Origin of the sequence: Enterovibrio norvegicus (assembly GCF_002876705.1) — a bacterium.
GTDB lineage: Bacteria > Pseudomonadota > Gammaproteobacteria > Enterobacterales > Vibrionaceae > Enterovibrio > Enterovibrio norvegicus_B.
The window spans coordinates 407766-422754 of record NZ_MDAG01000057.1 but is presented as its reverse complement, the minus strand read 5'-3'; the positions used below and the strand labels follow the sequence as shown (position 1 = coordinate 422754).

13 protein-coding genes are annotated in these 14989 nt (G+C 49.0%); 12 read left to right on the top strand and 1 reads right to left on the bottom strand.

Going from position 1 to position 14989, the window contains the following annotated elements; all coding sequences use genetic code 11:
- Nucleotides 1–205 precede the first annotated feature (205 nt).
- The 11 genes from BCT27_RS21280 to BCT27_RS21230 all read left to right on the top strand — a co-directional run bounded on the left by BCT27_RS21280 (nt 206) and on the right by BCT27_RS21230 (nt 12713).
- A complete protein-coding gene (locus BCT27_RS21280) occupies nt 206–1204 on the top strand; it encodes a TRAP transporter substrate-binding protein (protein ID WP_102396703.1) in 999 nt (332 codons plus the stop codon).
- Between the two features lie 147 nt (nt 1205–1351).
- Nucleotides 1352–1918: a TRAP transporter small permease gene (locus BCT27_RS21275; RefSeq protein WP_102396702.1), complete on the top strand. Its 567-nt coding sequence runs from the start codon at nt 1352–1354 to the stop codon at nt 1916–1918.
- Between the two features lie 24 nt (nt 1919–1942).
- Nucleotides 1943–3283 carry a TRAP transporter large permease gene (locus BCT27_RS21270; protein WP_102316384.1) on the top strand — a complete coding sequence of 447 codons (1341 nt, stop codon included), beginning with the start codon at nt 1943–1945 and terminating at the stop codon, nt 3281–3283.
- 231 nt (nt 3284–3514) lie between these two features.
- On the top strand, nt 3515–4492 hold the full coding sequence (locus BCT27_RS21265; RefSeq protein WP_102316383.1) for a LysR family transcriptional regulator: 978 nt from the start codon (nt 3515–3517) through the stop codon (nt 4490–4492).
- Between the two features lie 287 nt (nt 4493–4779).
- Nucleotides 4780–6150 (top strand): glutamine synthetase family protein, encoded by a 1371-nt coding sequence (locus tag BCT27_RS21260; RefSeq protein ID WP_102316382.1) that lies wholly within the window; start codon nt 4780–4782, stop codon nt 6148–6150.
- Between the two features lie 73 nt (nt 6151–6223).
- Entirely contained in the window at nt 6224–7606 is a 1383-nt protein-coding gene (locus BCT27_RS21255) for an aldehyde dehydrogenase family protein (protein ID WP_102396701.1), read from the top strand.
- A gap of 11 nt (nt 7607–7617) precedes the next feature.
- Complete coding sequence (locus tag BCT27_RS21250) at nt 7618–8787, top strand: iron-containing alcohol dehydrogenase (protein ID WP_102396700.1); 1170 nt, start codon at nt 7618–7620, stop codon at nt 8785–8787.
- Between the two features lie 70 nt (nt 8788–8857).
- Nucleotides 8858–9589, top strand: a complete 732-nt coding sequence (locus BCT27_RS21245; protein ID WP_102396699.1) for a glutamine amidotransferase-related protein — start codon at nt 8858–8860, stop codon at nt 9587–9589.
- A 41-nt stretch (nt 9590–9630) separates the two neighbouring features.
- On the top strand, nt 9631–10230 hold the full coding sequence (locus tag BCT27_RS21240) for a TRAP transporter small permease subunit (RefSeq protein WP_102396698.1): 600 nt from the start codon (nt 9631–9633) through the stop codon (nt 10228–10230).
- Nucleotides 10227–11549 (top strand): TRAP transporter large permease, encoded by a 1323-nt coding sequence (locus BCT27_RS21235; RefSeq protein ID WP_017009995.1) that lies wholly within the window; start codon nt 10227–10229, stop codon nt 11547–11549. Before BCT27_RS21240 ends, BCT27_RS21235 begins: the two co-directional genes overlap by 4 nt.
- 111 nt (nt 11550–11660) lie before the next feature.
- Nucleotides 11661–12713: a TRAP transporter substrate-binding protein gene (locus BCT27_RS21230; protein ID WP_017009996.1), complete on the top strand. Its 1053-nt coding sequence runs from the start codon at nt 11661–11663 to the stop codon at nt 12711–12713.
- A gap of 351 nt (nt 12714–13064) precedes the next feature.
- Here the strand turns inward: BCT27_RS21230 and BCT27_RS21225 are convergent, their stop codons facing one another.
- Nucleotides 13065–13466, bottom strand: a complete 402-nt coding sequence (locus BCT27_RS21225; RefSeq protein WP_102396697.1) for a hypothetical protein — start codon at nt 13464–13466, stop codon at nt 13065–13067.
- Nucleotides 13467–13768: 302 nt separating this feature from the next.
- Here BCT27_RS21225 and BCT27_RS21220 point away from each other — a divergent pair, with 302 nt between their 5' ends.
- Nucleotides 13769–14758 carry a 2-hydroxyacid dehydrogenase gene (locus BCT27_RS21220; RefSeq protein WP_102316374.1) on the top strand — a complete coding sequence of 330 codons (990 nt, stop codon included), beginning with the start codon at nt 13769–13771 and terminating at the stop codon, nt 14756–14758.
- Nucleotides 14759–14989 lie beyond the last annotated feature (231 nt).

Here is a 14989-nt window from a genome sequence, read left to right as displayed (position 1 = left end):
TTTCTTCATTGATTCTGATGTTACACATCACTTTTAGACACATTTTTTCGATTTATTGCGCTAATAAAATCACAGCCATAAAGACCGCCATGAGCGCGGCCCAAAAGAGCTGAACACACAGAGATAGTAAGATCAGCCCGACATATTTCGGACTGCAACGCCCTGGAAAAATGAAGATAGTTCATTCACTCAAGAGGTTGTAAGCATGAAACTTATTAGACGCAATGTACTCGCAATCGTCTCCGCAGTTTGCGTAGCATTTCTCTCTCCGCAACTCGCGGCGAAGACATTTAAAATGGCATTGGGTGACGCCGCAGGCGGCACACAATGGGAGCTCGGCGAAACCTTCGCCAAAACACTCAATGAAAAGACTAACGGTCAGGTGACTGTCGATTTATTCCCCAACGGGCAACTCGGCACAGAGCAAGACACAGTAAACAATGCAGCAATTGGTTTATTGGATTTTTCTGTACTGGCGATCAATAACGTCACCCCCTTCTCTCCGACAGTAGGCTTGCTCACCATGCCTTATGTCATCCAGTCCGCGGCGGAAGCAAAGCTGCTTACACAAGGCGACATTGGTAAAGAGTTGGTGGACAACACCTTACGCGATGCCGGTGTACGCATTGTCGGTTGGGCGTATTCTGGTTTTCGTGTGCTGACCAATTCGAAGCGCCCGGTCAGAACACCTGAAGATTTGAAAGGCATGGTCATTCGCGTACCCCGCAATGAAATCATGATTGCGTCTTATCAAGCACTCGGCGTAAACCCAACACCCATGGCGTGGTCTGAAACATTTACTGGGCTTCAACAAGGCGTGGTGGATGGACAAGACAATCCCTACATCACCATTGCTGCGATGAAATTCAACGAAGTACAGAAATACGTCACCAACATTCGCTACATCTTCTCCCTTGAACCACTCATTGTCAGCGAAGCCGTTTTCCAAGAGCAATCCCCTGAGATTCAGAAAGCCATTTTGGAAGCGGGCCAAGCCGCTACCGAGCATAGCTATGAGTTCTTACTTGCCACCGAAGACCGTATAAAGAAAGACCTTGCGGCGAAAGGCATGGAGATCACTGAGCCTGCGAACAACGAAAAGGAATGGATCGACAGCATTACAACGGTAGTTTGGCCGAAGTTCTACGAGAGCATTGGCGGTAAAGAAAAGCTGGATAACGCCTTAAACCTGCTCGGCAGATAAATGCGTTGGCGAGCATCAGTAGCCAAACACGCTGTTGATGCTGTCACGACAGTTCGACCATGATGTCGATAACTGAGCACGCCTACCTCAACCCGCACCACGTTCTTGGTGCGGGTCACTATTCAATACTTGAAGTTCGAGAAAGCCATGTCTGTGATCGTTAAGGTGCGAAGCCACCTAAACAGAATCGAGGAATACACCTGTTGTTTGTTATTGGCCGTGTTTGTCACGCTTCTGTTTTCTCAAATCCTGCTACGTCAATTCTTTCAATACTCAATCCCGTGGGGCGATGAGGTCGCGACGTATCTGTTCGTTTGGTTTACGTATTTAGGTGCGGTTGTTGCCGCCAAAATGTCTGCCCACAATCGCGTTAGTTTTCACTTTAAGTTCTTCCCACCCTTGGTAAAAACCGTGTGCGAAACCATCGCTGATCTCTTGTGGATAGCGTTTAACCTCTACTTTGTGTATCTGAGCTATGACTTTGTTTTCAATAAAATGAACCTGTTCTGGAAGTCACAAACGACAGGTATTCCGATGAAGTATTTCTACCTCATCTTACCTATCGCTTTCTTCCTTATGTCGATTCGCATTCTTTGGAACATGATTGACCGCATTAAAGGCGTAGAGCATGACGACCCTGAAGCAGAAGAAATCAGAAAGCTTCAGCGTGAAAGAAATGAAAATGATGCCAAAAACGGTGAATCCCACTCATAGCCACAAAACAAGGAGGAAATTGCCATGGAAGCCTATTTAACGCTCATCTTATTCGGCGGTTTCTTAGCACTATTGATACTCGGTGCGCCCATTACCGTGTCATTGGCTGGCGCAGCGATGGCAGCCTATTTGATCTTAGATAAAAACCCCATCGCCCTCGTACAAATCGCCTTTACCTCCGTGGGTAACTTCCCACTCATGGCACTGCCGTCGTTTGTGCTTGCGGGTGCACTCATGGAAGCGTCTGGTATTTCCAAACGGCTTGTGGACATTGCCGAAAACATGGCCGGCCCTGTTACTGGCGGTCTTGGTGCAGCAACGGTTTTTGCATGCCTGTTCTTCGGCGCAATTTCAGGCTCAGGCCCAGCAACCACCGCAGCAGTCGGCATGTTGATGATCCCTGCCATGGTGAAACGCGAATATGAACCCAGTTATGCGTCTGCCGTAACAGCAGCCAGTGGTGGCTTAGGCATTATCATTCCACCTTCAATTCCAATCGTGATTTTCGGCATCGCCGCCATGGGGCTCATGGCACCGCCCGAGGCCATCGCCTTGCATGGGCAATTTGATACGGTGTCGATTCCAAAACTCTTCATAGCAGGTGTGATCCCTGGGTTGATCATGGCATCCACCCTACTCATTACCAATTACGTCATCTCGAAAAAGCGTGGCTATAAGGGGTTGATAGAAGCCTGGTCTACTGATGACATTAATGAATCTCTTCGACGCGGCATTTGGTCAATTCTTGCCCCCTTCCTGATCCTCGGCGGCATCTACAGCGGCATCTTCACGCCGACAGAATCCGCAGTTGTCGCTATTTTCTACTCCCTGTTTGTTGGCTTCTTCCTGCACAAAGAATTGAAGTTCAAAAACGTACTGAAATCCCTCACCACCACCACGTGGATAACAGGACGAGTGTTGTTAATTTTGTTTGCCGCCACGGTATTTGGTCGCTTGTTAATAGAACAGCGCATTCCTGTTCATGTTGCTGATGCGCTATTGAGCGTGACGGACAATATGTATTTGGTGTGGGCATTAACCATCATGTTATTGCTGTTCATCGGCATGTTCATGGAAACCCTTGCTGCCATTATGATCATTGTGCCGGTGCTATTGCCCATCATGTATATGTTGGGGGCTGACCCAACCCATGTTGGTATCGTGATTGTATGTACGCTTTCGATTGGTTTTGCCACACCGCCCTTAGGGGAGAACATATTTGTGGCATCAGGGATTGGCGGTTCAACGGTTGAACAAATCACCGCACGCATTCACCCCTTCGTGTTGGCCTCTGTGATCGGGGTGTTCATCATCGCGTTCTTCCCGTCACTGACACTCTGGCTGCCTAACCTTGTTAGCGGGTAGCAAACAGAAGCGTCTGTGAAGAGGCAAACCGCGACAACTAAAAAACAGTGCTCACCTTGAGCACCGTTTTTTCATCCCGATTCCTTTTTCTAAGACGTTCAATACCGTGTAGTACGAAGTGGTTAGCAAAGAATTCAAATGCACTTGCTACGCTTGATAATGACGCAGTGACAGAGTTGTCACCAAGGTTAATAACCCTATTAAGGATCGAATACAAAGCAGGAGGCACAAATGCGATCGCTAGGCTTTGAACTCAAATCATTGGAAGTGTTTATCACTGCCGCCAAAGCAGGCAATATGACCGCAGCCTCGTTACAGTTAGACATTTCTCAATCTGCTGTCTCACAAATTCTCGCCCAGCTAGAAACCAACCTTGGCGTCAAACTGCTCGATCGCAGTGTGCGTCCTGTTGAGCTCACCGTTGCTGGGCGGTATTTCTATGACCAATCCGTCCACCTTCTCGAACAAGCAAAGAAAACCCAGCATGTCGTGACCAAAGGCAGCTTTGATAGCCTTCATTTGGTGCGGATCGCCATGGTTGATTCGCTCGCGTCCACGGTTGGAAAGCCCATTATTGATACTGTCAAAGAACACACAGAAAACTGGACCATGAGCACGGGCTATTCACATCTTCATCAACAAGGCTTACTCAGTCGAAACCTCGATATTATTATTTCTGATGATACGCTCGAAAATCAGGAAAACTTACGTCGGCACCAAATCCTCAAAGAACCCTTTGTTCTGGTGTTACCCAAGCAATTTCATTCAGAGCATGCTCAATCATGCACGTCGCTGCTTGCACTAAGCAAACGCTTGGACATGGTTCGATATAGCAAACAAAGTCTTATCGGTAAGTCGATTGAAACGTATCTGCATCAACAAGGTTTGGACGTGCCCGATAGAATGCAATTCGACAATACCTTTGCCGTTTTATCCGCGGTTGCTCAAGGCCTCGGCTGGGCACTGATCACCCCCCTTTGTTTGATGCAGGGTGAGGTGTTTCGTCATCAACTCTGCTGCCTTCCTCTTCCAGAAAAAGACATTTTTTATAGATACTTAACGCTGATCGCGCGTCGAAATGAACTGGGTGATTTGCCAGACGTGCTTGCTGAAGGAAGCTGCACTATTCTCCGCCAACACTTCCTTGCGAAAATCCACCAGCATTACCCTTGGTTAGACGGGAAAATCCGCGTTGGGAAGTTTTCATAGCCTTGACCGTGGTAACACTATTACCTCTGCTTATAGTCTTGTCTTACTCAATGTGATTGTTGTAGCCGAACGTCAACGTCATCCCCTATCTTTGGTTTTACAACGAAACGAATACTCGACAAGGCCCGTTTTTGACGAGACTGGCACCTAGAGACAAATACAGCGAGACAAACAAACGAAACAAGCACAGCAGCACAGTTTGCCATTGAAAATTCACCGTCACCTATTCGGCTATCGTTGTGAACACTGATCCAGTGACGCATTACAGATATGAGTAAGGAGCAAGAATGGAAGCGCGCGACGTAAAAACAGCAGCGGATGCGAAAAAGATCATCGAAGAACGCAAACTCACGCACGTCAAAGTGGGCTTGTTTGATAATGATGGCGTCATGCGCGGCAAATACATGTCGAAAGATAAGTTCTTTTCTTCGCTTGATAGCGGTTTTGCTTTCTGTGATGTTGTTTTAGGGTGGGATGTCAAAGACCAACTCTACGACAATGCCAAATTCACTGGGTGGCACACCGGCTACCCGGATGCTGGCGCAAGAGTTCTTCCTGATACCTGTCGTGAAGTGTTAGATGAAGATGGCATGTTGCTCTTTATCGCTGAATTTGAAGGTGACGCAGAAGCTGTCTGTCCGCGTGCCACGCTGCGCCGTGTATTAGAAAAAGCCGAAGAGATGGGCTTTGATGCTTACGCGGCATTGGAATACGAATTCTTCCTATTCGACGAAACCCCACACTCTGCAAGAGAGAAAGGCTTCCGAAATCTCCGCACCATCACACCTGACTGGTTCGGGTATTCCATGATCCGCAACTCCACCTATTCAGGGCTGTACAAAGCGATACTCGCGATGGGCGAATCCATGGACTTCCCCATCGAAGGCATCCATTCTGAAACAGGCCCCGGCGTCATTGAAGCTGCTCTCACCTACGACAACGCGAAAGATGCAGCAGATAAAGCCGCGCTCTTTAAGACCTACATGAAAGTACTCGCCCAGAAAAATGAAATGATGGCCACCTTCATGGCGAAATGGACAAACGACTATCCCGGACAGAGCGGCCACATTCATGTCTCTCTCAGAGAAAAAGCCAGCGGGAAAAGTGCGTTTTACGATGAAAACGCAGAGCTAAACATGAGTGACATTCAGCGACATTTTTTGGCGGGACAACAAAAACTCATGCCGGAATTCCTTTGCATGATCGCCCCCACCATCAACAGTTATTCGCGTATGATCCCCGGCTTTTGGGCACCGACAACCGCGACGTGGGGCGTTGAAAATCGCACCACATCTTTACGTGTCATTCCGGGTTCTGAAAAATCTCAGCGCATTGAATACCGTTTAGGGGCTGCAGATGCTAACCCCTACCTCGCCCTCGCCGCAGCACTCGCTTCTGGGCTTTATGGTATTGAACACAAGATGGAACCCACCGAGCGCATTGTGGGCAATGCCTATGAACAAGATCATCCTGCAGAACTTCACCTCCCAAGCACACTTTGGGAAGCCGCCCAACGCTTCAAAACGTCTGATGCGGCAAAAAGTATGCTGGGTGATGCCTTCGTTGAACACTTTGCTGCGTCACGAGAATGGGAAGAGCGTGAGTTCCGTAAACATGTCACGGATTGGGAGCTCGACCGTTACTTCGAAATTATCTAGATCCCTTTGAATATTCTCGTTCGCGCAGTGGTATCACAACTGCGGGTGGTGACTCCCAACGAAAGGAACTGACATGGAACGTTTTCAAACCATTTCACCCATCAATGGCAGTGTGTATGTCGACGAGGCATATGCGACTGCAAACCAGATCAATCAAACACTGGACAATGCAAAGCGCGCGCAGGCAGATTGGCAAGCATTGTCCTTAGAAGCAAAACAAACACTTTGTCGAAACGCCGTGGACATTTTTGTACGCCAAGGCGATGCCATTGCAAACGAAATCACGTGGATGATGGGCCGCCCTATCGCGTATACAAAAGGCGAAGTCGCGGGGTTCGAAGAACGTGCCTTGCACATGATAGACATCGCACCTGAAGCACTCGCGCCTATCCAATTGCCACAAAAGGCAGGCTTTAAGCGCTACATCAAACGTGTTCCTCTGGGTACTGTGTTCGTCGTTGCCCCTTGGAATTACCCCTACCTCACCGCCGTCAATGCCATCGTTCCTGCGCTGTTGGCAGGAAACACAGTGCTGCTGAAACATTCCGTTCAAACGCCGCTCTGTGCGGAAAGAATGGTCGCCGCGTTTACGCAAGCTGGCATCCCTAAAGGGGTATTCCAATACCTGCATTTAACCCATGCAGATACCGAATCTGTCATCCAACATAGTCAAATTCGTCATGTAGCGTTCACCGGTTCAGTGCCTGGCGGCGCTGTTGTTGAACGCGCTGCCGCTGGGCGATTTATCAGTGTCGGCCTTGAGCTAGGAGGAAAAGACCCCGCCTATATCCGCGAAGATGCTGACATTAACAACGCCGTCGACACCGTGATTGATGGGGCCTTCTTTAATTCCGGACAATCATGTTGTGGCATGGAACGTTTATATGTTCACCACAGCGTGTTTGACGATGTGGTTGCTAAGTCGATTGAACTTGTGACCAATTATCGACTAGGCCGCCCTGATAACCCCGATACAACGATGGGCCCACTGGTAAAAACAGCGGCCGCCGATTTTGTGAGAGGGCAAAGCCAAGAAGCCATTCAGCATGGCGCGAAAGCGCTCATCAACGAAGAGTTGTTCACGGCCAGCGAGCAAGGAACGCCATATCTTGCCCCGCAATTATTGATCAATGTCGATCACTCCATGCGTGTGATGACGGAAGAATCCTTCGGGCCGATTTTGGGGATTCAAGCCGTCCGTGATGACGACGAAGCCATCTCACTCATGAACGACAGTGAGTTTGGGCTGACCGCAGCTGTTTTCACCGAAGATGAATCACGGGGTGAACACATCGCGGATCAGGTGGAAGCCGGCACCGTCTTTCTAAACCGCTGTGATTATCTCGACCCCGCACTTGCTTGGGTGGGCATCAAAAACAGCGGACGCGGTTGCACACTCTCTCAGATTGGTTTTGAGCATTTAACACGTCCTAAATCTTTTCATTTCAAACGCTAGGAGTCGAGAGTATGAGTTTGTCAGTTTGGCACTACCCCACCGCCATGATTGCTGGTGAGGGCGCACTTTCGACCTTACCCGAAGCATGTTTAAACCTTGGGATGCGCAATCCATTGTTAGTGACAGATCCGGGTATTGCGGCGTTGTCGATGACACAAACCGCCATCGACTTGTGCACAAATGCAGGGCTTGAAGTGGCCTTGTTTAGCCACGTACAAGGCAACCCAACAGGCCAGAATGTCGAAGATGGAAATGCTGTTTTTGTCGAGGGGCAACATGATGGTGTGATTGCCCTTGGCGGCGGTTCAGCCTTGGATTGCGCGAAAGCCATTGCACTCTCTGCCTGCCAATCTCATCCCTTATGGGATTTTGAAGATATCGGTGATAACTGGCTTCGCGCGAACCCGGATGCCATTGCTCCCATTATTGCCATTCCAACCACTGCCGGCACAGGATCCGAAGTCGGTCGTGCATCCGTTATCACCCATGAAGGCCAAAAGCGAAAAATCATTATTTTTCATCCGAACATGGTGCCTAAACACGTCATCCTGGATCCAGTATTGACCCTTGAACTCCCCGCTTCAATAACGGCAGCGACAGGCATGGATGCCCTGTCCCATAACCTTGAAGCACTGTGTTCGCCGAGCTTTCACCCGATGGCTGAAGGTATCGCTATCGAAGGCATCCGCTTGGTGAAAGAGTACCTTCCGACAGCGTTTAGACATGGAAACGACTGTGACGCCCGCATGCAGCTTTTGGTGGCCTCAAGCATGGGAGCAACAGCATTCCAAAAAGGCCTAGGTGCAATGCATGCCCTCGCCCATACGTTAGGCGCGTTATACAACAGCCACCATGGACTGCTTAACGCCATTTTGATGCCGTATGTTCTCAATGCCAACCGCAATGAAATTGAAGAAAAAATGGTCCGCCTTTCCAATTATCTTGGATTAGAACGCAAAGGAACGGGCACAGATACCGTTCTTGCATGGGTCGTTGAACTGCGGGAAGAACTGGGTATCCCCCATCAATTGAGTGAGATTGGCATCTCGGTTGAAGACGCGGCTCTGGTCGGCCAAATGTCCGTGAAAGACCCATCAGCAGGCGGCAACCCCATCGCCTTGAGTGCAGAAGAGTACAGCCTGCTCTTCATGAACGCAGTGAATGGCAATCATTTGAGCTAGTGGAAGCCAAGTCGCAGTAACGACTTGCCATCGCCAAAGCACGTAAACAGCGAATCAGTGAGGGAAACGCATGAGAATCGGTGTATTGCTCTGCGACGATGTGACACCTGAACTTCAGGTAGACCATCTGAACTACCCCAACATGTTTGAATCTATTTTGTTGAACGCGGATCCGTCACTCGCGCTGACGTTTTATCGCGTCATGGAATGCCAATATCCGACAGATATCGACGAATGTGATGGCTACATTATCTCTGGAAGTCGCTTTAGCGTTTACGACGATCTCCCATGGATCAAACGCTTTGAAGCTTTTGTGCTTACGCTCTATACCCTTAAAAAACCCACTGTCGGTATCTGCTTTGGTCATCAAATGATGGCGCAAGCATTAGGCGGCGAAGTTGAACGTTCAACGAATGGCTGGGGCGTGGGTATCGCCACCAGCGCATTTCTGAAAGATAACATCACTCAAACTGAAAGCTGGATTAACCCCAATGAGCACGATTTTTCATTGGTCGTCAGCCATCAAGACCAAGTGTCCATCTTGCCACCCGACAGCAAACCCTTAGCGGGCAATGCCTTCTGTCCCATATCGATGTACACCGTGGGCGGCAACTTCTTGGCCATTCAAGGTCACCCAGAGTTCAGCCGTGATTATTCTCACGACTTAATGGAGTTTCGGCGCGATCGTATTCCCAAAGACGTTATTTCAGCGGGTCAAACATCGCTTTCACGTCACGCAGACAGCGAACGCGTAACAGCGTGGATGTTGGCATTTCTTCGTCATAGCGCTGCCAAATCTTAACGTTTATCAACTTATCAGTATCGTGAGAACAGGAGTACACAATGCAGATACCACAGGATGACGCCAACAAAATGTTGGATTATCTGCCTTCGCCATTAGCTGCCTATGTACGATTTGTTGAATCGATTAACTACTACGTGGGTCGATTCGCCATGTATCTGATTTTCGTCATGCTTGGCGTGTTGGTGTATTCCTCGGTCTCTAAAACCTTTTTCTTCCCCTCATTGTGGACACTGGAAATGGCACAGTTTGCCATGGTGGCTTACTACATGCTGGGTGGGCCTTATTCCATGCAGCTCAACGGACACGTGCGGATGGATTTACTCTATGGTGATTGGTCGCCTCGCACAAAAACCCTCGTTGATTGCTTTACCGTTCTCTTTCTCATGGTCTATCTCGGCGTATTGCTTTACGGCGGCATTTCAAGCACCACCTATGCGTTTGAATATGGCGAACGCAGTTACTCTGCGTGGCGGCCGTATATGTGGCCGATAAAAACCACCATGTGCATCGCTATCTTCTTGATGATATTGCAAGCCACCGCTGTCTTGCTCAAAGATCTTGCCACGTTACGGATGCCGAGCATTGGCAAAGATTCTTCCGAAAACAAAGAGAAGTCGCATCAGGAGAACAACCAATGAGTTATGAACTGATCGCCCTGTTGATGTTCTCGTCCATGATGCTGATGCTGCTGACTGGACAGCGCGTATTCGCCGCCATCGGGTCTGTCGCAGTGATTGCCTCTTTGCTGCTATGGGGTGATGGCGGCTCTGAGATTGCCTTCGGCGCTGCCATGAAATTGATGAAATGGTACCCACTGCTGACACTGCCTTTGTTCATCTTCATGGGGTACATGCTCTCCGAGTCAGGTATCGCCGAAGACCTCTATAAAATGTTCCATGTCTGGATGGGCCCGATACATGGCGGGCTTGCCATCGGGACCATTTTGCTGATGGTGGCAGTATCGGCCATGAACGGGCTCAGTGTGGCAGGCATGGCGATTGGTGCCAGTATTGCCTTGCCCGAACTGTTACGGCGAGGCTATGACAAAATCATGGTCACGGGGGTGATTCAAGCAGGCAGTTCGCTCGGTATTCTTGTGCCGCCAAGCGTCGTGCTGGTGCTGTATGGCATGATTGCGCGACAACCGGTCGGCAAACTTTGGTTAGCAGGCGTGTTCCCCGGCTTGATGATGGCAACCATGTTCATTATCTACATTGTTGTTCGCTGCAAAATGCAGCCACAACTTGGCCCTGCGTTATCAAAAGAAGAGCGCAATGTGCCTTTGGCAGAGAAACTCAAATTGCTGCGGGCGGGCATCTTACCCCTTGGTATTTTCTTCTCAATGACGGGCTTATTCTTGCTGGGCGTGACCAGCTTGGTCGAAAGCTCAGCCGTGGGCGCATTGGCTGCCACATTGGCCGCCATCATAAAGCGTCGTTTGACCAAAGATGTGATGGAAAATACGCTACGAAAAACCCTTTCAGTCAGCTGCATGTTCATGTGGATCATTCTTGCCGCCCTGTGTTTTGGCGCAGTCTTTGATGGCCTTGGTGCCGTCAAAGCCATCGAAGCCTTGTTCGTCAATCGCTTGGGCTTAAGCCCTTGGGAAATTTTGATCCTGATGCAGCTCTCCTATTTAGTGATGGGGACGTTTTTGGACGACACCGCCATGTTGGTCATTGTCGCTCCACTCTACGTGCCGTTAGTAAAACTCCTTGGTTTCGATTTGATTTGGTATGGCGTGCTTTACACCATCACCTGTCAAATCGCCTACATGACACCACCGTTTGGCTACAACCTCTTCTTAATGCGGGCCATGGCGCCGCCAGAGATTAGCCTTAAAGACATCTATCGTTCCATTATTCCGTTTGTTTTCATCATGATGTTCGCGTTGGTCATAGTCATGGCATTCCCACAAGTGGCGCTGTGGTTGCCGGAATGGCACTACAGTCGTTGACGCTTTCGATGAAGCAGTCGATGCAAATGATGAGCTCCTACAGTCATTGAGTTAAGCGCATCTGGTGACATGGATGTGCGTAGTACAACAACGTGAAATAAGGACATAGCGATGAGTAACAGACGCGACTTTTTGAAAAAAGCGGGCATTGTTGGCGCAACGAGCGCCACAGCAGTGTTAGGCGCACCCGCCGTGGTCTCGGCCAAAGAGCCTATCAAATGGCGATTGCAAACGTATGCAGGTCCGGCATTGGCCGAACACGTCATCAAACCGGCTGTGGATGCGTTCAACATTGCAGCAAATGGTGAAATGGTGATTGAACTGTATTACGCAGACCAATTGGTGCCAACTGGCGAGTTGTTCCGCGCCATGCAACGAGGCACCATCGATGCCGTTCAAAGCGATGATGATTCCATTGCAGCACCCGTCGACGTTTCCGTCTTTGGGGGGTATTTCCCCTTCGCCACGCGATACAGCTTAGATGTGCCTGTGTTGTTTGAAGAATATGGTCTCAAGGAAATCTGGCAAGAAGCCTATGGCGAAGTCAAAGGCGTGACGTGGCTCAGTGCAGGCTCATGGGACCCTTGTCATTTTGCGACGGTGGAACCCATTCGAAGTCTCGCTGATTTGAAAGGTAAACGCATCTTCACCTTCCCTACCGCTGGCCGCTTTTTGACGCGCTTTGGCGTTATTCCTGTCACCCTTCCATGGGAGGACGTGGAAGTAGCCGTTCAAACCGGCGAGTTAGATGGCATTGCGTGGTCAGGCATTACGGAAGATTACACCGTTGGGTGGGCTGACGTGACTAACTACTTCCTCACCAATAACATCTCCGGTGCTTGGTGCGGCTCGTTTTTTGCCAATTCGGAACGGTGGGACGCATTGCCCGAACACTTAAAGATCTTGTTCAATATGATGATGGACAGCTCTCACTACTATCGTCAGCATTGGTATTGGGGCGGGGAAGCAAAACTTCGCACCAGTGGCACGAAAATGCAGTTAACGACCATCCCGGATGAAGAATGGCGACAGGTCGAACTTGAGGCCTATAAATTCTGGGATGAGGTGGCAGAAACCAGTCCGCGAGCGAAGCAGGTTGTCGATATATTTAAACAATACGCGAGTGTGATGGAACAAGCTGGCAAGCCTTATCGCTATTCATAGTGCGACAAAGAAACTCAGAGGGCAGAAATGAAAAAAACCAGCACGGTAGGCCAATACCGGAGCTGGTTTCTCTCGTGTTTTAAGCTGACAACCCGATGGTTGCCCTCTCATTTATTCCTTTCAGTTGATAGAACCAAACAGAAAGAAATGAAAGTCTTTTGGTTCAGAATCAGTCGGTAAGTGGCGGCCTTGCATTACTGACTGATTTTGAACACGCAGCTAATTTAGTACTTGATGAATAAGAAAACTGTGAGGTAAACAGGAAAGTTTCCTTATCTATTAACAGGATGAAAAAAAATGCGACTCACCTAAAAGGATGGAAACAGGATCACGGCTTTTTCTGTGATGTCATCATGACGGGCTAGCAAAGTTTGTCGCGCATTCTGCTTGTCCTATCGCCATTACACGTTGCTCTCGCAGCACGCGACGCTTTTCATTCCACTCAGTGATCACCACAGCGCGGTCTTTTCCTCGGCCCATGTCACTGAATAAAAATCGGTCAACCGTGTGGTTAAATGCTTCAAGGTCCATCTTTTCTTGATAGATCACGCCCATGTATTCGAAAGCGTGCTGTTTCTCTTTATTCGAGCCCACGACAGTGAATCGCTGCAAGGTATCCAGTGCCGCTTCATACTGGCACTCGACAATTTGGTGCTCTGCCCCCAACAACTTCGCGTGCACACCGTATGTTGATACGTAACTACAACCTGAGAGTAAAATGGCTGAAACAGCAACAATCCTTAGCGATTTCATGCTAAATCCTTTTGTTTATGAAACGTTCGTCATCACGTCGGAAAAGCGGCAATGTCGAGGCGGCAATAACAAAAATAGCAGCAAATTACATGCCAGATGAAAGGATGACGCGATAAAACCGTCATATCCATTCCACCCATCAAAATCGTACAAACATTCAGCATGTAGCACGCATTCCTCGTTTTTATTCGGTCACATGGTTGAAAACGCCCTTCCCTTCGCCCATCTTTCTCGTAGTGAAACCATTTCAATTCCTTATGACGTAATACTCAGTCGCATTCAAACCCTCAAAGGGAGTCATCATGAAGGTTGCCGTTTTCAGTACAAAGTCTTACGACAAACAGTCCCTCGAAAAGTACAACGCCGAATTCAACCACGATCTCACTTATTTTGATTTTCGCCTCACCGCGCAAACAGCCAAGTTGCTTTCAGATTTTGACGCTATCTGTGCCTTTGTGAATGATGATTTAGACGCAGAAGTGCTCGCAGAACTGGCAACCCATGACGTAAAAGTGATTGCCATGCGTTGTGCGGGCTATGACAAAGTTGACTTAGATGCCGCGCAATCACTCGGTCTTCAAATTGTGCGTGTACCCGCCTATTCGCCTGAATCCATCGCAGAGCACACCTTGGCATTGATGTTGAGTTTGAACCGCCACGTGCACCGTGCTTACCAGCGCACGCGTGATGCGAATTTCAATCTTGAAGGATTAACGGGGTTTAATTTCCACGGCAAAACAGTCGGTGTTGTCGGCACAGGACGCATTGGTGTCGCGACGATCCGTATTCTCAAAGGGCTCGGAATGAATGTGTTGGTTCACGACCCGTTCGAAAACCCAGATGCGATTGCATTGGGGGCGAGCTATGTCACCTTGGACGCGCTCTACGCGCAATCAGATGTCATTACTCTTCACTGCCCGCTCATGCGCGAAAACTATCACATGCTGGATAAAGACGCGTTTGCGAAAATGAAGGATGGCGTGATGATCATCAACACCAGCCGCGGGGGATTGATCAACTCCCAAGACGCCATAGATGCCTTAAAAAGCCGCAGAATCGGCTCACTCGGCGTTGACGTGTATGAGAACGAACAAGATCTGTTCTTTGAAGATAAATCGAATGATGTGATTCAAGATGACGTTTTCCGTCGTCTGTCTGCGTGCCACAACGTGCTGTTTACAGGACATCAGGCGTTTTTGACGGAAGAAGCATTGGGAAATATTGCTGAAACCACCCTCTCCAACCTCACGGCGTTTGAACAAGGCGAACGCACAGGCAACGAGGTTTTCTGATCTCGGGTTGGCGAACAAGGAAAGTATGTCGAGGGAAAAGTGCTAATAAGCCTCAACCCAACGCACACTGAACGGGTTGCTTTCTCTGCGACTGCTTATATGTATACCCAAGCAACCTGAAGATGCTCGGTGTGGTCCCTTTTTGATGGCGCTCACTACATCGGCAAAGGAACGCCTTGATCACAACGTCAGTAAAGCTCAATGAGTGCTGCATCTTCACGTTGTTTGGGT